The organism is Ralstonia mannitolilytica, assembly GCF_905397375.1.
Classification (GTDB): Bacteria; Pseudomonadota; Gammaproteobacteria; order Burkholderiales; family Burkholderiaceae; genus Ralstonia; species Ralstonia mannitolilytica.
On record NZ_CAJPVG010000013.1, the window covers coordinates 89745 to 111433 of the forward strand.

The 21689-nt window shown below is 66.2% G+C and carries 19 protein-coding genes and 1 riboswitch; of the genes, 6 read left to right on the plus strand and 13 right to left on the minus strand.

What is annotated here, in order from left to right:
- Positions 1-95: 95 nt before the first annotated feature.
- Positions 96-485, minus strand: coding sequence for a MerR family transcriptional regulator (locus tag KHN96_RS19950; protein WP_045220091.1), 390 nt, complete (start codon positions 483-485; stop codon positions 96-98).
- 89 nt (positions 486-574) lie between these two features.
- Here KHN96_RS19950 and KHN96_RS19955 point away from each other — a divergent pair, with 89 nt between their 5' ends.
- Positions 575-997 carry a hypothetical protein gene (locus KHN96_RS19955; RefSeq protein ID WP_045220094.1) on the plus strand — a complete coding sequence of 141 codons (423 nt, stop codon included), beginning with the start codon at positions 575-577 and terminating at the stop codon, positions 995-997.
- On the opposite strand, the gene KHN96_RS19960 is transcribed toward KHN96_RS19955, so the two are convergent.
- From KHN96_RS19960 to KHN96_RS19995, 8 genes are all read right to left on the minus strand, one after another.
- Complete coding sequence (locus KHN96_RS19960; RefSeq protein WP_062739559.1) at positions 994-1410, minus strand: BON domain-containing protein; 417 nt, start codon at positions 1408-1410, stop codon at positions 994-996. The two genes, KHN96_RS19955 and KHN96_RS19960, sit on opposite strands and share 4 nt — an antisense overlap.
- A 60-nt stretch (positions 1411-1470) precedes the next feature.
- Positions 1471-1941, minus strand: a complete 471-nt coding sequence (locus tag KHN96_RS19965) for a DoxX family protein (RefSeq protein ID WP_062739558.1) — start codon at positions 1939-1941, stop codon at positions 1471-1473.
- Positions 1938-2696, minus strand: coding sequence for an HvfC/BufC N-terminal domain-containing protein (locus tag KHN96_RS19970; protein WP_062739557.1), 759 nt, complete (start codon positions 2694-2696; stop codon positions 1938-1940). Before KHN96_RS19970 ends, KHN96_RS19965 begins: the two co-directional genes overlap by 4 nt.
- Positions 2683-3552, minus strand: a complete 870-nt coding sequence (gene bufB / locus KHN96_RS19975) for an MNIO family bufferin maturase (RefSeq protein WP_062739556.1) — start codon at positions 3550-3552, stop codon at positions 2683-2685. Before bufB ends, KHN96_RS19970 begins: the two co-directional genes overlap by 14 nt.
- A 22-nt stretch (positions 3553-3574) precedes the next feature.
- Positions 3575-3841, minus strand: coding sequence for a BufA1 family periplasmic bufferin-type metallophore (locus KHN96_RS19980; protein WP_027679010.1), 267 nt, complete (start codon positions 3839-3841; stop codon positions 3575-3577).
- A 243-nt stretch (positions 3842-4084) separates the two neighbouring features.
- Positions 4085-4615 carry a hypothetical protein gene (locus KHN96_RS19985; RefSeq protein WP_062739555.1) on the minus strand — a complete coding sequence of 177 codons (531 nt, stop codon included), beginning with the start codon at positions 4613-4615 and terminating at the stop codon, positions 4085-4087.
- 113 nt (positions 4616-4728) lie between these two features.
- Complete coding sequence (locus KHN96_RS19990; protein ID WP_062739554.1) at positions 4729-4980, minus strand: H-NS family nucleoid-associated regulatory protein; 252 nt, start codon at positions 4978-4980, stop codon at positions 4729-4731.
- 155 nt (positions 4981-5135) lie between these two features.
- Complete coding sequence (locus KHN96_RS19995) at positions 5136-6035, minus strand: DMT family transporter (RefSeq protein ID WP_062739553.1); 900 nt, start codon at positions 6033-6035, stop codon at positions 5136-5138.
- Positions 6036-6158: 123 nt separating this feature from the next.
- Between KHN96_RS19995 and KHN96_RS20000 the strand changes: the two genes are divergently transcribed.
- Entirely contained in the window at positions 6159-6611 is a 453-nt protein-coding gene (locus KHN96_RS20000) for an Lrp/AsnC family transcriptional regulator (RefSeq protein WP_062739552.1), read from the plus strand.
- Positions 6612-6831: 220 nt separating this feature from the next.
- Entirely contained in the window at positions 6832-8547 is a 1716-nt protein-coding gene (ggt, locus tag KHN96_RS20005; RefSeq protein ID WP_115044518.1) for a gamma-glutamyltransferase, read from the plus strand.
- 68 nt (positions 8548-8615) lie between these two features.
- Here ggt and KHN96_RS20010 read toward each other — a convergent pair whose 3' ends face one another.
- The 3 genes from KHN96_RS20010 to KHN96_RS20020 form a co-directional block, all read right to left on the minus strand.
- Positions 8616-9869: a D-amino acid dehydrogenase gene (locus KHN96_RS20010; RefSeq protein ID WP_062739550.1), complete on the minus strand. Its 1254-nt coding sequence runs from the start codon at positions 9867-9869 to the stop codon at positions 8616-8618.
- 145 nt (positions 9870-10014) lie between these two features.
- Positions 10015-10120: riboswitch (glycine riboswitch) on the minus strand.
- Between the two features lie 64 nt (positions 10121-10184).
- Positions 10185-10985 carry an ethanolamine ammonia-lyase subunit EutC gene (gene eutC / locus KHN96_RS20015; RefSeq protein ID WP_062739570.1) on the minus strand — a complete coding sequence of 267 codons (801 nt, stop codon included), beginning with the start codon at positions 10983-10985 and terminating at the stop codon, positions 10185-10187.
- Between the two features lie 20 nt (positions 10986-11005).
- Positions 11006-12388, minus strand: a complete 1383-nt coding sequence (locus tag KHN96_RS20020; RefSeq protein WP_062739549.1) for an ethanolamine ammonia-lyase subunit EutB — start codon at positions 12386-12388, stop codon at positions 11006-11008.
- Positions 12389-12518: 130 nt separating this feature from the next.
- Here KHN96_RS20020 and chrA point away from each other — a divergent pair, with 130 nt between their 5' ends.
- The 3 genes from chrA (at position 12519) to uvrA (ending at position 20987) form a co-directional block, all read left to right on the plus strand.
- Positions 12519-13757 (plus strand): chromate efflux transporter, encoded by a 1239-nt coding sequence (gene chrA / locus KHN96_RS20025; RefSeq protein WP_062739548.1) that lies wholly within the window; start codon positions 12519-12521, stop codon positions 13755-13757.
- A gap of 259 nt (positions 13758-14016) precedes the next feature.
- Positions 14017-14907, plus strand: a complete 891-nt coding sequence (locus KHN96_RS20030) for a class II glutamine amidotransferase (RefSeq protein WP_062739547.1) — start codon at positions 14017-14019, stop codon at positions 14905-14907.
- Positions 14908-15149: 242 nt separating this feature from the next.
- Positions 15150-20987, plus strand: a complete 5838-nt coding sequence (gene uvrA, locus KHN96_RS20035) for an excinuclease ABC subunit UvrA (protein ID WP_115044520.1) — start codon at positions 15150-15152, stop codon at positions 20985-20987.
- A gap of 295 nt (positions 20988-21282) precedes the next feature.
- Here the strand turns inward: uvrA and KHN96_RS20040 are convergent, their stop codons facing one another.
- Positions 21283-21558 (minus strand): hypothetical protein, encoded by a 276-nt coding sequence (locus KHN96_RS20040; protein WP_062739545.1) that lies wholly within the window; start codon positions 21556-21558, stop codon positions 21283-21285.
- Between the last annotated feature and the right edge of the window lie 131 nt (positions 21559-21689).

Sequence of the window (21689 nt, forward strand, 5' to 3'; positions counted from 1 at the left end):
CCTGTCGTCACGACGCATGAGACCGCCCGCAAACCGCCCCCGCAGCGGCAGTCTGCGACAGTCATATGACAAAACAAGGCGGCCGCGGGGCGGGCTCAGGTGGTTGCGAGAGGGCAGCGCATGCCGACGCGCGCGGCAAGTGCGTCGCGCATGGCTTGCAGGCTCGCGATGCGGGCGTCGATGGCCGCCAGCTTGTCCCGAAGCAGGGCCGCGACGGCCGCATCGGTGTCGGGCTGCTGCCACACCTGCGTCATCCCGTCGCCAATTTCAGCCAGCGTGAAGCCGAGTTGCTGGGCCGTCCGCACATAGCGGACGAGCTCCACGGTCTGCGCCGGGTAGGCGCGATAACCGTTGCTGCGCCGCCGTGCACGGATCAAACCGCGCGCCTCGTAAAAACGCAGGCCATCGCGCGATACGCCCGTCGCGGCAGACAGGTCGCCAATGGAAAGCTCGTCTCGGTGTGGGGGCAGGGGCGGGTGTGACATGGCGCTTTGACAAGGATCGGGACTTGACCCTTGAGCGTACACCAGCCTTTAACGTGGCGGCTCATCCACTTTACAACCGGAGTTTCGCCATGGTTTCCGAATCGACGTTCGTGCGCCTCGTGCGGGCCAGCGGCTGGTACGACCTGATCGTCACTGCGCCGTTTGCCACGCCGTGGAGCTTCATGCTGCTGCACCACGCGCTCAATGCGGTGGCGGGCGTGCTGGGCATTGCCGGTCTGCCGCCGTTTGAGCCGGCCCACATGCTGATGGCCAACCTCATGGGGTCGGTGGTGTGCGTGTGGTCTGTGCTGCGGATACGCCACCCCAGCGTTGCGCTGGGCCGGTATGACGCCGTTGCGCGCACCCTGTTTGCAGCCTGGCAGGGATACGCATTGGGCTCGGGCGCCACGCTGCTGGTGGTGCCGTTCATGGTGGCCGAGGCTGGTTTCGGCCTGCTGCAGGCCATGCCGGTGCGGCGCGTGCCCGTCCACACCGGGGCGCAGACGGCCTAGCGGGCAGCCGGAGCGCTGGCCGGTGCCTCGGGCGGCAAACCCGCCGGAATCAGCGGCCCGCCGCCCAGCACCTGCGAGCGCGAGAGCACGCGCAACTGGTTATCAAATTTGGCCGGGTCGACGAAGCGCTTGACGTCGTCGCCCGCACGGCGGGCCATCTCGGGCGTATCGACCCAACCCGTGAGCGTGACCTTGCCTTCCGGCGTGGTGTGGATGCGGATCTGGCGCGGGTTGAGGGCCGTGTCGTAGTCCAGCGCCGCCTTGACCTGGTACGCCAGCAGCGAGTCGTCGGTCATGCGGGCGCCGGTGCTGTTCGGGCTATCGCCCCAGGCGCAGGCTGTGAGCAGGACTGCGGCGCCAATGGCAGCCAACACACCGGCCGAGGCCGCGAAGGGCAACTGAGGGAAGCGCATCGATGCTCCTGAAGAGATGACGGAGAGCCACATGATAAGCCCGCCGCCACCGCAATCCGCTTAACGCAAGCGGCGTTGCCAAAGGGTCTGTGCCGCAAGCCCACCCGGTCCGATGGTCGCCACGAGCGCAATCAGCACGCCCCACACGAAATGAAATTCGATGGCCGAGCCCGACAGATTGGCCCAGTACGACACCGCCGCCACCACGTTGACGAAGAACAGCCCGGCAGCCGCCAGCCTTGGCACGATGCCGGCCAGCATCAGAGAAGGGAAAACCAGTTCGCCGAACGTGCCGAGCGCTGCTGCCAGTGCGGGCGGCAACAGCGGCACTTTGTATTCCTCGGTGAAGAGCAGCACGGTCGTGTCCCAGTCGTGCAGCTTGGTCAGGCCGGAGCGGAAGAACACGTAGAAGAGATACGCCCGGGCGATCAACAGGATGACCGAACACAGCGTGCTTTGCGGACCGGCAAGCCGGTCGAACGACGCGCGCAGGCGCGTAAGCGGGGCAAACGTCCTGGTGAGGGTGTTCATGGCGTGTCTCCAGTAGACGAGGGTGTTGGGGAGGCAGACAGTGCGAGCAGCCCCGAGCGATAGAGGCCGGACAGGCATGCAGTCAGATCAAAATTCGGGCGCTCGGCCAGGGTGGTTTCGAGCGCGGCCTGAAGCGAGGTCTCCGCTTCGCAAGCGGCGAGGAAAGTGGCGGTCGGGGGATCGAAATCGAGCACGGCAACGCGATGCCCTCGCACGGCAATCGCTGCGGCTTCGCCGACGCCCAGGTCGATTGCACTGAGCGCGAGGGTTTCGCCCGGCTGGTGCGCGCGCCAGATCGACACCACGGGCCACCGCGACGCCACCCATTGCGCACCCTCCACCAGCCCCGCGCGGATGGTGTCCGCAGGCTGCGCGAGCAGCGTGGCGTCCGCCGCTTCAACGTGCGCGTCCGGGGCGTAATGCGCCCAATGCACGCACCATTCCAGGCGTGCGACATCGGCCAGATAGGGCACGCTGTGCGCCAAGGGCGATTGCGCAATGACGGCCGGCAGCGCGTTTCCGTAGCGATGCAGGTTCGGTGATGTGGAGGCCTGCACGGCAAGCGTGTCGCGCACGAGTGCATCAAAGCAGTCCTCGCCGACGAGCGCGCGGCAGACGGGGTAGGCTCCCGCCAGCGCGTTGCGCAGAATCGCCAGACGCGCGTTGCGGTAGATGGCGATGCCGGGTGTTTCTTCGTCGGTTGCGGCGGCCGTCAGTGCGCTGATGAGGTGCGCTTCCCAGTCAGGCAGTCGCATGGCGTGGCTCCTGCATGACGGCGTTGGCGTGGCGATCGAGCGTCGCCTGGGCGCGTGCCACTTCGTCCAGCAACACTTGCACGGGCGGCAGTTCAGCGTCCCATTCGATCAGCGTGGGACGCGGGCCGTGCTTGGCAATCCACGCGTCGTACAACGCCCAGACGGGTGCATGCACGGGCGCGCTGTGCGTGTCGATCAGCATGCCGTCTTCCACGCTGAAGCCCGCCAGGTGAATCTCGCCGACCAGCGTTGGGTCGATATCGGCGAGCACCGATTTGACGGTCACGCCGTGGTTGACGCTGTTGACGTACAGATTGTTCAGGTCCAGCAAGATGCCGCAGCCCGTGCGCCGCGCGAGGGCGGTCAGGAACGCCCCTTCGGAGACGGCGTCGTCGGCATCGACCAGCGTGCGGCAGTCGATGTACGCGGCAATGTTCTCAATCAGCAGCGGCCGCTTGAGGATGTCCTGTGCGCGCATGACGTTGGCGCAGACGATCTCAAGCGATTCGCGGGAATAGGGCACGGGCAGCAGATCGTTGACGACCTGTGCGCCGCTGCGGTTGAAGCACAGGTGCTCGGAAATCGCGGCAGGCGCAACGGCGTCCGCCAGGGCAGCGATGGCGCGAACGTGTTCGACGTCCAGCCCATCTGCGTTGCCGAGCCCCATGCCCACGCCGTGCAGGCTCACCGGCTGGCGCTCTCGCGCGGCCAGCAGCGCTGCGCGTGCGGGGCCGCCATACAGATAGTTCTCGCTGTGCACTTCCGCCCACGGGAAGCGGGCTTCCCCGTGCAGCAGGGCGGGAAAGTGCGGCGCGCGCAGGCCTGCGCCGGCGCAGGTTGGCAGAGCAGTCTGCATGGCGGTCACCCGGCGTCGCGCGTTACTTGGACGCAGGCTGCATCGTGCCGCCCATCTGCGCGCAGGTGCCGGCCGGCACGTACTTCCACGACATCGGGTCTTTGTCGATCTTCGACTGGCCGGCGCAGGCGTGGGCGCTGCCGGGGCTGGCGCAATCGTTCTGGCCGGCCTTGGCGACGCCGTAGCACTTTTCCTTGCCGGCAGCGTCGGCGGCCTGCACCGGCGTCGACAGTGCGCCCAGCGCGAGCAGGCTACCCAGGGCGGCGGCGATCATGGCGTGTTGTTTCATGGGTGTTCTCCTTGATTGAACAGGTGTCGTTGAACGGCTGGCAGGGCGAAATCCCTCGCCGTACGGTGCACTGCGGCATCGCGCAGATGTGTTCCGTGCACCTTCGTCGGCGCATGACAGCGTTCCTGACACGGAGAACAGAAATTTTTTTGAGTTTTTTTTTGGGAAGGGCAAAGAAGGCGAGACGAACCGCCAAGAAAAAAGCGACCCCAACGGGCCGCCTTCAGGCTGGACAGGAAAAATTTACCGGGCGTGCGCAGCGCGTGTGCGTGCCGCCTTCTTTGCGGCAGCGGAACGGCCGGCTGCGCCCTTGGTGGCGGCGCCTTTCTTGGCCGCCGCCGAGCGCTCGCTGCTCGACCGCTTCGACGCCGCGCTATGCGCCTGCTTGGACAGCGACGACTTGGATGCCGCCGAATGGCCTTCCTTCTTCAGCGTCCGTGTCGTGGTCTTGCTGCGCTTGGCCGTGGATTCCTTGCTCGCACTGGCGTGGCTAGTCTTCTTGCCGCCAGTCTTGCTGCCGGCCTTGACGTCGTGTTCTGCCTTCTTGCGGGTGGCGGCTGACGCCTTGCCTTCCCCAGGCGGCTTGACGGCAACGCCGGAGCGGCGCGCCTTGGACAGCCCGATCGCAATGGCCTGCTTGGTGTTTTTCGCACCGTGCTTGCCTTCGCGGATGTGATCCATCTCTTCCTTCACGAAGTTGCCTGCCTGCGTCGAGGCGGCCTTGCCGTGGCGCTTGTCGGTGCGCGCACGTTCTACGGTCTTGCGTTCCGGCATGATGTCCTCCGTTGGGTTGGAGCGTCGGCCGGGCGGAGCAGTGGATCAACAGGACAAACCGGCCGCGCTTGCACTTGCAACCACGCAACAGGCGTACCCGCACGGCGCGGGCATCAGCCCACGCGGAAATGTTCGATGCTCTGTCCTGCGTTGACGGCGCGCTGCAGCCAGTCTGGCATTTCGCCGGTGCCGTCCCAATGCTGGCCGTCGGCGCTCATGTAGACCGGCCCGGCGGGCGGGGGCGGGGCTTCGAAGCAGCCGTGCGCCTGCAAGTCTTCGACGGACAGATCGTAGGTTTGCATTTGCTCCTGGATCCAGGCAATCGCGGCTTCGCGGCCTGGTTCCGGCGGGTGACCTTCCTTCATCTTGTGCGTATGTCTGGAGTTCTTCTGTCCGCCGGCTGCCAGAGGAGGAGAGAGGCAGGCGCAGGGCGCGCCGGGGCGCCAGCGGAAAACGCACAAGAATAACAGCAGTTTGGCGCCGCTTCATGGCGGAGCCAAACTGCGTCCCGAGCCTCGCGCTACTGGGCGGCGGAACCCGTGTGCCCGCGCAGCCACCGGTATGGAGACCACCCGAGGTTCATGCCCGCGGCCGCCAGCAGGATGGCCGCCGCCCCCAGGAACTGCGCAAGCTGCAGCCGATGCCCGAAGGCGACGATGTCCACGATGATCGCCACGATCGGATAGATGAACGACAGCGAGCCGGTCAGATGCGTCGGCAGCCGCTGGATGGCGCCGTAGAGCAGGATGTACATGAGCCCCGTATGCACGACGCCGACGGTGATGAGGATCACCCATGTGTGCGCATCGGCAGGCGGATGCGACAGGTTGGCGAGCGGCGCCAGCATCAGCACGCCCACGCACACCTGGATGAGCGCGATCAGGTGCGGGGGGGTACCGGCCAGCTTCTTTGTAATGATGGCCGCCACCGCGTAGGCGAACGCGGCGCCCAGCGCCAGGGCAATGCCCGTCAGGTAGTCCGATCCGGTGCTGGCCGCAGGCCCCACCTGCACGATCAGCACCACGCCGATGAACGCGATGGCCAGCCAGGTCAGCTTGGTTGCGGTCAGCCTTTCCGACAGGAACAGCGCGCCGAGCCCGACGAGCATGAACGGCTGCGTGTTGTAGACCGCCGTGGCGATCGAGATGGACGCCCGCGGATACGCTGCAAACAACAGCAGCCAGTTGATGACAATGGCCACGCCGCCCAGCGCCGCGATGCCGGTGCGCCGCCACGTGATGGCCCCGCGCAGCAAACCGAGCGCCGTACAGACCGCCAGCAGCGCCAGCGCGCCAAACGCGCAGCGCCAGAACACCACATCCATCACCGGTTGGCCCGAGCGGACGACGAACCAGCCGATCGTTCCGGAAATCGTCATGGCGGCGGTCATTTCCACCGTGCCGCGTGTCTTGTCGTTCATGTGGATTGCCTCGTATGTCGATGTTGGAAGGATCGCATGCGACTGGGCTGCCTTCCATGTGTTTTCTGAGGCAAAATTCCGCTTCCTGCTAATGAAATAAGGCAAAAGTCCTCTGGAGGCGCGATGAACGCAATCGACGACGTGGACCAGCGGATCCTGGACGTTCTGCTGACCGATTCCCGCATCTCGCTCAAGCAGCTGGCGGAGCAGGTCGGGCTCTCGGCGCCGAGCGTGTCGGAGCGGCTGCGGCGGCTGGAGGAGCGCGGCGTGATCCGGCAGTACACGGTCGACCTCGACCCGAAGGCGCTCGGCTACCCGCTGCAGGCCATCGTGCGGGTACGGCCGATGCCCGGCAAGCTGCATATCGTGCAGCGGCTCATCGAAGAGATTCCGCAGATCAGCGAATGCGACAAGGTCACCGGCGAAGACTGCTTCATCGCCCGGCTCTTCGTGCAGTCCATCGACCAGCTCGACCAGATTCTCGACCGCGTGGCCGATCACGCCGAGACCAACACCGCCATCGTGAAGGCCCAGCCGGTACGCCGCCGCGCACCGCCGGTGGCCCGGGGTGGCTGAACCGACCGGCGGCGCGGCAGCGGTGCGGCGGCGCGATTCCGCCTGCCCCCACGCGGAACGTTCGGCGTGCATCGGCGGCGCGGTGCGTCAATACGGGGATGAGGCTATAGTGCGCGAGCGCGCGGCCTGATAACGTTCGCGCGCCAATAACACGCACGCCGGCACAACCGGCGTCCATGAAGGTACCGAAGGAGCTCCTATGCAGAATCCAAGAACAGGCATGCGGTGGATCGTCGCCGCCATCGCGTCGGTCAGCATCACAGCCGTCGCCCCGTCGTACGCCGCATCCGTGGCGCCGGTGGCCGCAGAAAACGGCATGGTCGTCTCGGCCCAGCATCTGGCCACCAAGGTCGGTGTGGATGTGCTCAAGCGCGGCGGCAATGCCGTGGACGCCGCCGTGGCCGTGGGCTACGCGCTGGCCGTGGTCTATCCGGCCGCAGGCAACCTGGGCGGCGGCGGGTTCATGACCATCCAGTTGGCCGACGGGCGCAAGACCTTCCTCGACTTCCGTGAAGTCGCGCCGAAGGCCGCCACCGCAAACATGTACCTGGACAAGGACGGCAACGTCATCAAGGGCGCCTCGACCAAGGGCCACCTGGCCGTGGGCGTGCCGGGCACCGTGTCGGGCATGGAGTACGCCCGCCAGAAGTACGGCACCATGCAGCGCGCCGCGCTGGTCGAACCGGCCATCCACCTGGCCGAGAAGGGCTTCGTGCTCGACCAGGGCGACGTCGACATGCTGCATACCTCCACCAAGGACTTCCAGGAAGACGCCGCCACGGGCGCGATCTTCCTGAACAAGGGACAGCCGTTCCAGGTGGGCGAGAAGCTTGTGCAGCGCGACCTGGCCAAGACGCTGCGCGAGATCAGCAAGAAGGGCACCGACGGCTTCTACAAGGGCTGGGTCGCCGAGGCCATTGCCGCATCGAGCAAGGCCGGCGGCGGACTGATCACGCAAGAAGACCTGGCCAGCTACAAGACCCGCGAACTCGCGCCGGTCGAGTGCGACTACCGCGGTTATCACGTGGTGTCGGCCCCGCCCCCGAGCTCGGGCGGCGTGATCATCTGCGAAATGCTCAACATCCTGGAGGGCTATCCGCTCAAGGAACTGGGCTGGCATTCCGCGCAGGCCACGCATTACCAGATCGAAGCCATGCGCCACGCCTATGTGGACCGCAACAGCTACCTGGGCGACCCCGACTTCGTGAAGAACCCGCTGGACCGCCTGCTGAGCAAGGACTACGCGGCCAAGATCCGTGCCGTGATCGACCCGAAGAAGGCGGGCGTGTCGAAGGACATCAAGCCAGGCGTCGAGCCGCATGAGGGCAGCAACACGACGCACTACTCGATTGCCGACAAGTACGGCAACGCCGTGTCGGTCACGTACACGCTCAACGACTGGTTTGGCGCCAAGGTTACGGCCGCCAAGACGGGCGTGATCCTGAACGACGAGATGGACGACTTCACCGCCAAGGTCGGCGTGCCGAACCTGTACGGCCTGGTGCAGGGCGAAGCCAATGCGATCGCCCCGGGCAAGCGCCCGCTGTCGTCGATGAGTCCGACCATCGTCACCAAGGACGGCAAGCCCGTCATGGTGGTGGGCACGCCGGGCGGCAGCCGCATCATCACGGCCGTCATGCTCACCATGATTAACGCCATCGACTACGGCATGAACGTGCAGGAAGCGGTGGATGCGCCGCGTTTCCACCAGCAGTGGTTGCCGGACGTGACCAACGTCGAGCCGTACGCACTGTCGCCCGACACGCGCAAGATCCTGACCGACATGGGGCACAACCTGGGTGCACCGCAGCCGGCCAACCATCTGGCGGCGATCATCATCGGTGCGCCGTCGCTGGGCGGCAAGCCGGTCGGCAACAACCGCTTCTATGGCGCGAATGACCCGCGTCGCAACACGGGGCTGGCAGCCGGCTATTGATCGGCATTGCAGCACCCGCAGTACGAAAAAAAGCCCGCCGAAACCTGGCGGGCTTTTTTTGTTTGCGATCAATGCAGCGGGCAATCTCGCGCGATCACGTCGCCCACCATCGCGGCGGTGGCGCCAGACAGCGTCCAGCCCAGATGCCCGTGGCCCGTGTTGTAGAACACGCGCGCGTGCCGCCCACGGCCGACGCGCGGCATCATGTCCGGCATCATCGGGCGCAAGCCGGCCCAGGGCACCACACGCGATGTGCCAATCGCAAAGTTGCGGCGCGTCCATGCCACCAGCGGTTCGATGCGGTCCGCACGGATGTCGCGGTTGTAGCCATTGAACTCCGCCGTGCCCGCGACGCGGAAGCGGCCTGCGCCCAGCCGGCTTGTCACGATCTTCGCGCTCTCATCGAGCAAGCTGACCCACGGTGCGCCTTGCACGCTGGCGTCGTCGTCCAGGTGCACCGTGATCGAATAGCCCTTGACCGGATACACGTTGATGCGATCGCCCACCAGCTGGGCGATATGCCGGCTGCCCACGCCCGCGCACACGACCATCGCATCGGCGGCAAGGTCCTGTATGACATTCGCCGCGCTGGTGGAAAGGCGGTCATCGAGCGTGGTTTGCAACAGCAGGCGCACGCCGCTTCCGGTGGTCTCCACATCGCGCACATCCACGCCGTGCATGAACCGCACGCCGCGCTTCTCACACGCCTGCGCCAGGCCACGCGTGAACTTGTGGATGTCGCCCGTGGCGTCGGATGCGGTGAAGTAGCCGCCGTAGTAATTGCCGCGCAGCGTCGGCTCAATGGCGGCAATCTCCTCGGGGCTCACGGCGTGGCGCTCAAGGCCGCCGGCGACGAGCAGGGTGTTGGCCTTGCCTGCTGCCGCAAAGCTGGCCTTGTCGTGATAGACGTGCAGAATGCCGCGCTTTTGCAGGTCGAAATCGATCTGCTCCCGTTCGGCCATCGCAAACAGATGCTTGCGTGCCTCGATGGCCATGCGCGTGGTTTCGATGGTGTTGCGCCGGTAGTGCGCGATGTTGGCGACGAACTCGCCGATCCAGGAGTATTTGTGCCACGAGGGCTTGGGGTTGAGCAGCAGCGGAGCGTCGTTGCGCAGCATCCATTTGATGCCCTTGAGCAACGTGCCGGTGCTGTTCCAGACTTCAGCGTTGCTGGCGGAAAGCTGGCCGCCGTTGGCGAACGAGGTTTCCATGGCCGGATACAGGTGGCGGTCGAGCACCGTGACCTGATAGCCGAGTTGCGAGAGCGTGTAAGCGGTCGTGACGCCGGATATGCCGGCGCCGACGATGACGATGTGCGTCATGGCGATCCCTATGGAGTGATGTCATGACCGGACGATCCGGTCGGCTCACCCCATCTGTCTTGGGACCTGAGAGCTTGGGCATCAGCAGCGCTGGCGCCTTCCCCTTCGGTGGGCGCGCGCGTGCACGCCTCTCTCCAGATTCGCAGTCGACGCCACAGTCCTTTTGCCTGAGAGTTTCCGGGGTGGTTGCTCCATCGGCGCCGGGCGGTGCGCGTATGCGCGTTGGGCCCGGTCTCTCCTGCGGCGTGTTGCAGCTGTCGTTGGTGCGTCAGCCGCGCCTGCGTGCTGCCGGTGTGGGCAGCGGGAGGGAGTGTGTCATGGGCTCTGCCGTTCGGCAAGTCGGGCCGTACCCGAGGCAACCGCAGGAACGGGTGGGGTATCGTCCTTCAGGTCGACGCCGCTGCGGCCGAGCGCCAACGCGCCGTTGAGCAGGAACACCAGCCGGCTCGCTGCCTGGTCATAGGACAAACCTGCCGGCCGCACATTGGAGATGCAATTGCGCTCAGCATCGGAGCGGCCAACACGCGGCGCGTAGGTCAGGTAAATGCCCAGGCTGTCAGGCGAACTCAGCCCCGGCCGCTCACCGATCAGCATCACCACCTGCCGCGCGCCCAGCAGCGCACCGATCTCATCCCCCAGCGCAACGCGGGACTGCTCGGCGATGGCGACTGGACCGATCGACCGGCCGGCCGGCAGACGCTCACGCACGCTGCAAAGCAGCGGCACGGCATGGCTTTGCACCGCCAACGCGGAGAGCCCATCGGCAATCACGAACACCACATCGAACGGCTGCGCTGGCCGCAATGCGCTGAGTCTTGCGCGGCTGGCCTCGTCAAGGCGGCGGCCAAGGTCGGGACGGCGCAGATACTCGGCGCGATCCGCAGCCGCGCTGTGCGCCGTCACCGCTGTGAAGCCCGCTTCCCCAAGTGCGGCCGCCAACGCTGCGCTATCGAGCGGCAGGTGCACGGCATCGCGCGCCTGGGCATGCGCTACGCCGAATGCCAGCACGGCGTCGGTCGTCTGGCTGTTGCCGGCGCGGCCCAGCGCGATACGGGCGTCGGTAAAGGCGCGCAGGTGCGCCCACGTATTGGGCTGAACGAGGGGGTGTTTCGGCATGTTCGGCTTCTCCACCGAGTTCACAGTGCGTGAGCCAATTGCAGCAGCGGTTGCCGCGCCGTGGCGTCTTGCAGGCGGCCGGCCGCATCGACGATGCCCATGCTTTGCAGCCACGCCTCGAACTCCGGTGCAGGCCTCAGGCCGAGCGTATCGCGCAGATAAAGGGCGTCATGAAACGACGTGCTCTGGTAGTTCAGCATGATGTCGTCGGCGCCCGGCACGCCCATGATGAAATGGATGCCCGCCACGCCAAACAGCGTCAGCAGCGTATCCATGTCGTCCTGATCGGCTTCTGCGTGGTTGGTGTAGCAGACGTCGCAGCCCATCGGCAGGCCCATCAGCTTGCCGCAGAAGTGGTCTTCCAATCCGGCGCGGATGATCTGCTTGCCGTCATAGAGATACTCCGGCCCGATGAAGCCGACGACCGTATTCACCAGCAAGGGCGAGAACGCCCGCGCTACGGCATAGGCCCGCGCTTCCATCGTTTGCTGATCGACGCCGTGATGCGCGTTGGCCGACAGCGCGCTGCCCTGGCCGGTCTCGAAATACATCGCGTTGTTGCCGACCGTGCCGCGCGAGAGGCTTTGCGCTGCGTCATGCGCTTCGCCCAGCAATGCGAGGCTGATGCCGAACCCCGCATTGGCTTGCTCGCTGCCGGCCACCGACTGGAACACCAAGTCCACCGGGGCGCCTTGGTCAATCGCGCGCATGGTGTTCGTCACGTGGGTCAGCACGCACGACTGCGTGGGAATGGCGTAGCGGTTGCGCAGCTCATCCACCAGTTGCAGCAGCGAAACGATGGCGCCGAGATTGTCGCCGGCCGGGTTGATGCCGATGGTCGCGTCGCCGCAGCCGTAGAGCAGGCCATCGATGATCGACGCAGCAATGCCTTTGGGATCATCCGTCGGGTGATTGGGCTGCAGCCGGACCGACAACCGGCCCGGCAAACCGATGGTGTTGCGAAAGCGCGTGACCACGCGGCACTTGCGGGCCACGGCGATCAGATCCTGATTGCGCATCAGCTTGCTGACCGCGGCAGCCATTTCCGGGGTGATGCCAGCGGCGACGCTGGTCAATGTGGCGCTGTCAGTCTCGTGCAGGAGCAGCCAGTTGCGAAACTCGCCCACGGTGAGCGAGGCGATCGGCTCGAAGGCCCGCGCGTCGTGCCGATCGAGAATCAGGCGCGTGACCTCGTCGTCTTCATACGGCACCAGCGCTTCGTTGAGGAAGACCGACAGCGGCACGTCCGCCAACGCCATCCGCGCGGCCATGCGTTCGCCCTCGGTGGCCGCGGCCAGCCCCGCCAGGTAGTCGCCGGAGCGCGCTGGGCTAGCTTTGGCCAGCAGCGTCTTGAGATCGTCGAACACATGACGCTGTGCGCCAATGGTGTGGGCAAAGTGCATGATGGGATACGCGGCAGAGTCCGGTGACGGTGACGGTGACGACGAGGCCTATCCTGCCACTTTAGTGGCCTTCCAAGCCATGGCGGCAATGTTCTAATACGCGTTCCTTGAACATCGAGATCCCGCCCCGATGACCGCTTCCGCCACACCGTCCCGTACACATCGAGCGGGCTCTGCCATGGAAGTGCTGACGGTCTTTCTCAAACTGGGCCTCACGAGCTTTGGGGGCCCTGTGGCGCATCTGGGGTACTTCCGCCGCGAGTTCGTGGAACGGCGCCGCTGGCTCGATGACGAGGCCTTCACCGACCTCGTCGGGCTGTGCCAGTTCCTGCCGGGGCCGGCCAGCAGCCAGGCGGGGGTTTCCATCGGGTTGCTGCGTGCGGGCTGGCTGGGCGGGCTGGCTGCATGGTTCGGTTTCACGCTGCCTTCTGTCTTGCTGCTGCTGGCCTTTGCCATGGTCGCGCCCAAGCTCAATGGCATGCTCGGAAACGGGCTCGTTCATGGGCTCAAGCTCGTGGCCGTCGCCGTCGTCGCGCAGGCGGTCTGGGACATGGCCCGGCGGCTGTGCCCGGATCGCAGGCGCGCCGCCATCGCGCTGATCACCTTGGCATTGCTGGCCCTGCTGACGACGGTCTACGCCCAACTCATCGTGATCGCCGTCGGGGCTCTCCTTGGCTGCGCGTTGTGCCGCCCTTCGCAGCCGGTGCCGGCAGCGCAAGGAGGAGCAGGGCAGAGGTACGCATTCCACGTCGCGCATGCAGCGAGCATCGGCAGCCTGATGTTGTTCTTCGCGCTGCTGTTAGGCCTTCCTGCCCTGACGCAGGCGTACCCGCTGCTGCCCGCCGAGGTATTCGGTGCGTTCTACCGTTCAGGCGCGCTGGTCTTCGGCGGCGGCCACGTCGTACTGCCGCTGCTGGAACAGCAGACCGTCGCCACAGGCTGGGTGACATCGGCAGACTTCCTGGCCGGCTACGGCGCCGCGCAGGCCGTGCCGGGGCCGCTCTTCACCTTCGCGGCGTTCCTGGGCTGGACGATCGGGCCCGGGCTGAACCACTGGGTGGGCGCCGCACTCGCGACGGCGGGCATCTTCCTGCCCGGGTTGCTGCTGGTGGTGGCGGCGTTGCCGTACTGGCAGGCACTGCGCGCTCGGCCATCCATGGCGGCATTGCTCGCCGGAGTGAACGCAGCGGTGGTCGGACTGCTCGCCATGGCGCTTTACTCGCCGGTGTGGGTGAGCGCGGTGCGTTCGGGCCGGGATTTCGCCATTGCGGCGGTCGCGCTGTTGCTGCTCACGCGGTGGAAAGCGCCACCGTTGCTGGTGGTGGGGCTTTGCGCTGCGGCGGGCATTGCGCAGGCGGCATTTGGGTGAAGACGGTGCCGGCCGGCCATGTCAATGAGGCGGGGGAGAGCGTCCGGGCTCACACCTAGTATTTAACATAATATAGATTATGCGAGAAAAGGTACCCAATTCTCCCGATGCGAACGGTGCGCGTGTCAAGGCAGACCACCACCTCCGCAGAGCTGTTGCGCGCCGAACACGCGCCGGGATTTCTCTGTGCATTCCGAAACGCATTGCATAGACTCCCTTTTCAGGCCGTCTCCTCACCTTGTTTGAAAGGCAATGCATCATGTGTCGCTGGCTGGCGTATTCGGGCAACCCCATTCAGATGGAGACGGTGCTGTTCCGGCCCCGGCACTCACTGATCGATCAGAGCCTGCGGGCGCGCCTTGGCGGCGAGATCACCACCAACGGTGACGGCTTCGGCATCGGCTGGTATGGCCGCCATTCCGAGGTGCCGTTCCGCTATCGCTGCCTGCATCCCGCCTGGAACGACACGAACCTGCGTGAAGCCGCCCGCGCGATCCGCTCCCCGATGTTCATCGCGCACGTGCGTGCCGCCACCGATACGCCCGCGCAGGAAACCAACTGCCACCCGTTCCGCTACGGCAGATGGCTCTTCGCGCACAATGGGCTGATCCGCGAATATCCGGTGCTGCGGCGCGCGCTGATGATGGAAGTCGCGCCGGAACTGTTTCGCTGGATCGAGGGCTCGACCGATTCGGAGATCATGTTCTTCCTCGCGCTGACCTTCGGCCTGGACCGCGACCCGCGTGGCGCGCTGGAGCAGATGGTCGGCCTGATCGAAGACATCGGCCATCGCCACGGCGTGGAATACCCGCTGAACATGACCGTGTGCGCCACGGACGGCACCCAGATCGTCGCCGCACGCTACTCCAGTGAGCGGGAATCGCGCTCGCTCTTCCACAGCACCTCGTTCAAGCACCTGCACGAGCTCTATCCCGAAGGAACAGCCATCGACGAGGCGGGCGAGGATGCGTTTCTCGTGCTGTCCGAACCGCTGATCGACCTGCCCCACGCCTGGGCCGAGATTCCGGAGGAAACCATCGTCATCGCGAAGGACGGGGTTGTGCAGCACCACCGGTTTGTCCCCCGGCGGCCGGGGCCAGACTTTGCCCTGCCGGCCAACCAGGCGTCTTACGGGCGAGCGGCCAGCTGACGCACCTGAGGAAAGTGGTCACAGCACCACTTCTGCCTCGCTGCCTTCCTCCGCCTTCCACTGAAAGCTCCTGACAAAACGCTGTCAGGAGCCCTGCGCTACCCTCCCCGCCCGGGATTCGTTTCATGCACGAAGCGGATCTCAAGAATCCGTTACAGTTTACGGCTCGAATTCTGATTGCCAGGGCGGCGCGACCGTGTCTCTGCGCTGGCAATTTCCCCTACCTCCAAGGAACACCCTCCATGTCCTCCGGTGTCATTCGCCTGCGCGGAGCCCGTCAGCACAATCTCAAGAACCTCGATCTGGACCTGCGCACGGGCGAGATGACCGTTGTCACCGGCCCGTCCGGCTCCGGCAAGTCCAGCCTGGTGTTCGACACCTTGTACGCGGAAGGCCAGCGCCGCTACGTCGAGACCTTCAGCGCCTACGCGCGCCAGTTCCTTGACCGCATGGACCGGCCGCAGGTCGAGCACGTGGAAGGCGTGCCGCCCGCCATCGCCATCGACCAGACCAACCCGGTGCGCAGCTCGCGATCGACGGTCGGCACGATGACGGAGCTGAACGATCACCTCAAGCTGCTGTTTGCCCGCGCGGCGCAATTGTTCGATCGGGAAACCGCGCTGCCCGTGCGGCACGACACGCCGGAAACCATCTATGACGAGCTGCTGGCACGCACGCGCGAGGCTGATCCGCGCCTGGTCGTGACGTTCCCGGTGGAGCTGCCGGCCAACACGAGCGCCGAGGAGATCGCGCAGTGGCTGTCGGTCAGCGGCTATACGCGCGTGCAGGCCGAGCGCGTGAGCGGCGAACGCAAACTGCTCGACGTGGTCGCAGACCGCTTCCGGCTGCAAGGCACCGAACGCGCCCGCGCACTGGAGGCGATCGAGTCGTCGCTCAAGCGCGGCGGCGGCCGGGTCAACGTCTACGTATTGCCCGCCGACGATGCCGCCGAGCCCGAGATCTGGCGCTTTTCGACCGGCCTGCACTGCCCGGAGAGCGACCTGCGCTACGCCGATCCGCAACCCGCCCTCTTCTCGTTCAACTCTGCGTATGGCGCGTGCGATGCCTGCCGCGGTTTCGGTCGCGTGATCGGCGTGGACCTCGGCCTCGTCATCCCGGACGAGCGCAAGACGCTGCGCGAAGGCGCCATCAAGCCGATGCAGACCCCGGCCTGGAAGGAGTGCCAGGACGATCTGATGCGCTATTCGGCGGCGGCCGGCATTCCGCGCGACACGCCCTGGGCTGAACTCACGCAGGCGCAGAAGGATTGGGTCATCCATGGCGACCCCACGTTCAAGCGCGGCGGATGGAACAAGCAGTGGTACGGCGTGCGCCGGTTCTTCGATTACCTGGAATCGAAGGCGTACAAGATGCACATCCGCGTGCTGCTCTCCAAGTACCGCAGCTACACGACCTGCGAAACCTGCGGCGGTGCACGACTGAAAACCGAGTCGATGCAATGGCGCCTCGGCACCAAGGAAAACGCCGATGCCGTGCTCGCGCCCGAACACCGCTTCATGCCGCGCGGCGTGACCTGGAGCCGCGCCCAGCTCGAAGCCTTGCCCGGGCTGACCGTGCACGACCTGATGCTGCTGCCGATCGAGCGCATCCGCCGTTTCTTCGATGAACTGACGCTGCCGTCCACGCTGCTCGACGACGCGCTCAAGCTGCTGCTGGACGAGGTGCGCACGCGCCTGGCCTATCTGTGCGACGTCGGCATCGGTTACCTGACGCTCGACCGGCAGAGCCGCACGCTGTCGGGCGGCGAAGTGCAGCGCATCAACCTGACCACCGCGCTGGGCACGTCGCTCGTCAACACGCTGTTCGTGCTGGACGAACCCAGCATCGGCCTGCACCCGCGCGATCTCGATCGCATTGTCGAAGCCATGCAGCGCCTGCGCGATGCCGGCAACACGCTGGTAGTGGTAGAGCATGATCCATCCGTGATGCTCGCGGCCGACCGCCTGATCGACATGGGCCCCGGCCCCGGCGAGCGCGGCGGCACGATCGTCTTCGACGGCACACCGGCGGCCATTCGGCAGGCCGACACGCTCACCGGCGCGTATCTGTCGGGCAAGCGGCGCGTGGCCGATGCGACGGACTGGCAAGCGCGTCCCGTGGAGGACGCCACGCCGCGGCTCGTGCTGGAAAGTGCCACGGAGCACAACCTGCGCGACGTCACGGTCGAGATTCCGCTGCAGCGCCTAGTGTGCGTGACCGGCGTGTCCGGCTCGGGCAAATCGACGTTGATTCAGGACGTGCTGCACCCAGCCCTGGCGCGGCACTTTGGCAAGGCAACCGAATCGCCCGGCGCATTCCGCGCGTTGCGCGGCGCCGAACAGATCAGCGACGTGGTGTTTGTGGACCAGTCCCCGATCGGCAAGACCGCGCGTTCGAACCCGGCCAGCTACGTGGGCGCGTTCGATGAAATCCGCAAGCTGTTCGCCAAGGCGCCGATGGCGCTGCAGCGCGGCTACACGGCCGGCACGTTCAGCTTCAACTCGGGCGACGGCCGTTGCCCGACCTGCGGCGGTTCGGGCTTCGAACATGTCGAGATGCAGTTCCTGTCCGACATCTACCTGCGCTGCCCCGATTGCGACGGCACGCGCTATCGCGCCGAGATCCTCGAGGTGAAAATCGCGCGCGCCGGCCGTGCATTGTCCGTGGCCGATGTGCTCGAGCTGACGGTGAGCGAAGCCGCCACCGTCTTCGCCGATGACGCTGATGTGCTGCGCGTGCTGCAGCCCATCGTCGATGTGGGCCTGGAATACGTGAAGCTCGGCCAGCCTGTGCCGACGCTCTCGGGCGGCGAGGCGCAGCGCCTGAAGCTGGCGGGCTTCCTCGCCGAAGCCGCGCAAACGGCCCAGGCGGCCGCACGCAAGCGCGTCAAACCCGATGCGCCTGCCAATGCCGGCCGGCTCTTCATGTTTGACGAACCGACCACCGGGCTGCACTTCGACGACATCGCCAAGCTGATGCGCGCGTTCGGCAAACTGCTCGACGCCGGGCATTCGCTGATCGTGATCGAGCACAACCTCGACGTGGTGCGTGCGGCGGATTGGATCATCGACCTCGGCCCCGAAGGCGGCGATGCCGGTGGCCTGCTCGTGTGCGCCGGCACCCCCGCTGCGGTCAAGGCGTGCGCCGCTTCGCACACCGGTGCGGCGCTCAAGCAATACGAGGCCAGCATCGGCAAGCCCGAGGCCACCGAAGGCGTGCCGCTGCAAACGGCACTGGCCGACCGCCGCGCCAAGCGCACGGCGCTGGCGGAAGTCCAGGGCGAGAACGTCGTGCGCATCGTCCACGCGCACGAGCACAACCTCAAGGGCCTGAACGTCGATATTCCGCACGGCAAGTTCAACGTGGTGACGGGCGTGTCGGGTTCGGGCAAGTCGACGCTGGCGTTCGACATCCTCTTCCACGAGGGGCAGCGTCGCTATCTTGAATCGCTCAACGCGTATGCGCGTTCCATCGTGCAGCCAGCGGGGCGGCCGGAAGTCGATGCCGTCTACGGCATTCCGCCCACCGTGGCCATCGAGCAGCGCCTGTCGCGCGGCGGCCGCAAGAGCACGGTGGCGACCACGTCCGAGGTGTGGCACTTCCTGCGCCTGCTGTATGTGAAGCTGGGCGTGCAGCACTGCATCCACGACGGCACGCCGGTGTCGGCGCAAAGCCCGGAGGCGATCTTCGCGCAGCTCATGCGGGATCATCGCGGCCAGCACATCGGCCTGCTTGCGCCGCTGGTCGTGAACCGCAAGGGCGTCTACACCGACCTGGCCAAATGGGCCAAGGCGCGCGGCTATACGCACCTGCGCGTCGATGGCGAGTTCCTCACCGTCGACCCATGGCCGCGCCTGGACCGCTTCCGCGAGCACACGCTGGAACTGCCCGTCGGCGACATCGTTGTCGCCCCGGAAAACGAAGCCGCGCTGCGTGCCTTGATGGAACAGGCGCTGGAATACGGCAAGGGCATCATGCACGTGCTCGCGCCGCTCGACGGCCTGCAGCACGCCATGCACAACGGCGACACGGCGCATGTCGGCAGCGTCAAGGTGTTCTCGACCAAACGCGCCTGCGCGACGTGCGGCACCAGCTACCCCGAGCTGGATCCGCGCATGTTCTCGTACAACAGCAAGCACGGCTGGTGCGCGAGCTGCGTCGGCACGGGGTTGGCGTTGACGCGCGAGCAGCGTGCCGCGTTTGACGATACGGTGCTCGGCGGCGACGACCGCGGCCGCGAGCAGACACTGCCCTCGGAGGAAGTCGATCCGGAAGGCATGACCGACCTGCCCTGCCCCGACTGCCACGGCACGCGCCTGAACCCGACGGCGCGCGCGGTGACCTTGGCCGACAAGCCCATCGTCGACATTGCGCAGTGGACGGTCAGCCAGACCCGCCGCTGGGTCGAGGGCCTGGACCTGACCGGGCGCGACGCCGACATCGCCCGCGACGTGGTGGCCGAGATTCACAGCCGTCTGTCGTTCCTGGAGGAAGTCGGCCTGGGTTACCTGAGCCTGGATCGTGCCGCGCCGAGCCTGTCGGGCGGCGAAGCGCAGCGTATCCGTCTGGCGGCGCAACTCGGCAGCAACCTGCAGGGGGTCTGCTACGTGCTGGATGAGCCGACCATCGGCCTGCATCCACGCGACAACCAGATCCTGCTGGACGCATTGCGCAAGCTGGGCGACAAGGGCAACACGCTGGTGGTGGTCGAGCACGATGAAGACACCATTCGCCGCGCCGACCACATCATCGATATCGGCCCCGGCGCTGGCAAGCGCGGCGGCACGCTCGTCGCGCAAGGCGGCGTGGCAGACCTGGCAGCCCAGCCGGACTCGCTCACGGGCCGATTCCTGTCGCAGCCGATCGAGCACCCGCTGCAGCCGCGCCGCCAGGTGGTTGCGCCGCGTGCCGGCAAGCAAGCCGTGCCGGAGCAATGGCTGACGGTGCACGGTGCCAAGCTGCACAATCTGCGCAACGTGACCGCGACGATGCCACTGTCGCGTCTGGTGGCGATTACGGGGGTGTCAGGCTCGGGCAAATCGACGCTGGCGCGCGATGTGTTGATGACAAACCTGCTCGATGCGGTCGGCCGTTCGGTGCTGTCTTCGCCGGCAACCCGCCGCGCACGGAAGGCCGCGCAGGCTGAGACGCCTGAGGCGAAGATGCCGCGCAAGCTCGACGTCAAACACGACTGGCATGGCTGCGACAGCGTCACCGGCTGGGAAACCATCGACCGCGTGCTGGAAGTCGACCAGACGCCGATCGGCAAGACGCCGCGCTCGTGCCCCGCCACGTACATCGGCGTGTGGGACACCATCCGCAAGCTCTTTGCCGACACGCTGGAGGCCCGCGCACGCGGCTACACCGCCTCGCGCTTCTCGTTCAACACCGGCGACGGCCGCTGCCCCGCCTGTGAAGGCCAGGGCGTGCGCACCATCGCCATGAGCTTCCTGCCCGACGTGAAAGTCGCATGCGACGTGTGCCACGGCCAGCGCTTCAACCCCGAGACGCTGGCCGTCACCTGGCGCGGCAAGAACATCGGCGAAGTGTTGACCATGGAGATCGACGAGGCGGTCGAGTTCTTCGGCGCGATGAACAGCATCGCCCACCCGCTGCAACTCATGAAGGACGTGGGCCTTGGCTACCTGACGCTGGGCCAGCCGTCGCCCACGCTATCCGGCGGCGAAGCACAGCGCATCAAGCTCGTCACGGAACTTGCCAAGGTGCGCGACGACATCACACGCCGCGGCCAGAAGGCCCCGCACACGCTGTACGTGCTGGACGAGCCGACCGTGGGCCTGCACATGGCCGACGTGGCCAAGCTGATCCGCGTGCTGCATCGGCTGGCGGACGGCGGCCACAGCGTGATCGTGATCGAGCACGACCTCGACGTGATTGCCGAGGCGGACTGGATTCTCGATCTCGGCCCGGAAGGCGGCGACGGAGGTGGCACGATCGTCGCGGCTTGCGGGCCGGAGGCGCTCACGCGGGTGAAAGCCAGCCATACCGGTGCGGCACTGGTGCCGGTGCTGGCGCGTGGCAAGCAGGTCGATCCGAGCAAGGAGGGTGAAACGGTCTAGGCTGCGCGTGGCGGTGTCCACCTTGGGCCGTCAGCGCTGCCCAGCGCCTCGTGTGGGGCAGCCCTGCCTTCCGCTGAAAGCAGAGTCGCCCTGTTTTTAGGTGGACAGGGCTTTTCAGTTCGGGGGGTGATGGTTCCGCTGCGAATGCCGGCCGTCGGGGCTACGTAGCGCATACGACTTGCTGCGTTGGTGTGCAGTGGACCGAGGCTGTCCTAGACCGCACGCATTTCCTTATCGATGGACGGGCGCTCGCATGCCCGCAAGCGCCGGCCTCGAAGCTGCCAAGCCTCCAGTTCTACTGTTGTGGCTTTCCCCACAACGGGTTTTTGTTATCAGAGCCCAACACCTGGGCGAGCACTTCTGCATCGCCGTCGCTCGCCACCGGAGCGCCCTTGCGCGCGCGGGTAATCTTGGCTCGCTTGCCGTGCTTCTTTGCGTGCACGGCCTTCTTGATTCCGCTTTGCGGGGCATTGCCTGATGCCGGCTCGGTGGTGGTGTGCTGGGCGCAGGTGCCTGCGGTCATCCAGGCGGTGGTGAGGAGGGCTACGGCGAGTTTGTATTGCACTTGCATTTGGCAGAGTCGATTTAAAGGGGACCTGTCAGCAATTTCGTGTTCAAGGCATAACATGCTCCCAAGGAGACCTTATGCCTGGCAAACCGAAGACCAAGCCGGCCGATCTGCCGGCGATCCCCGCCGAACTG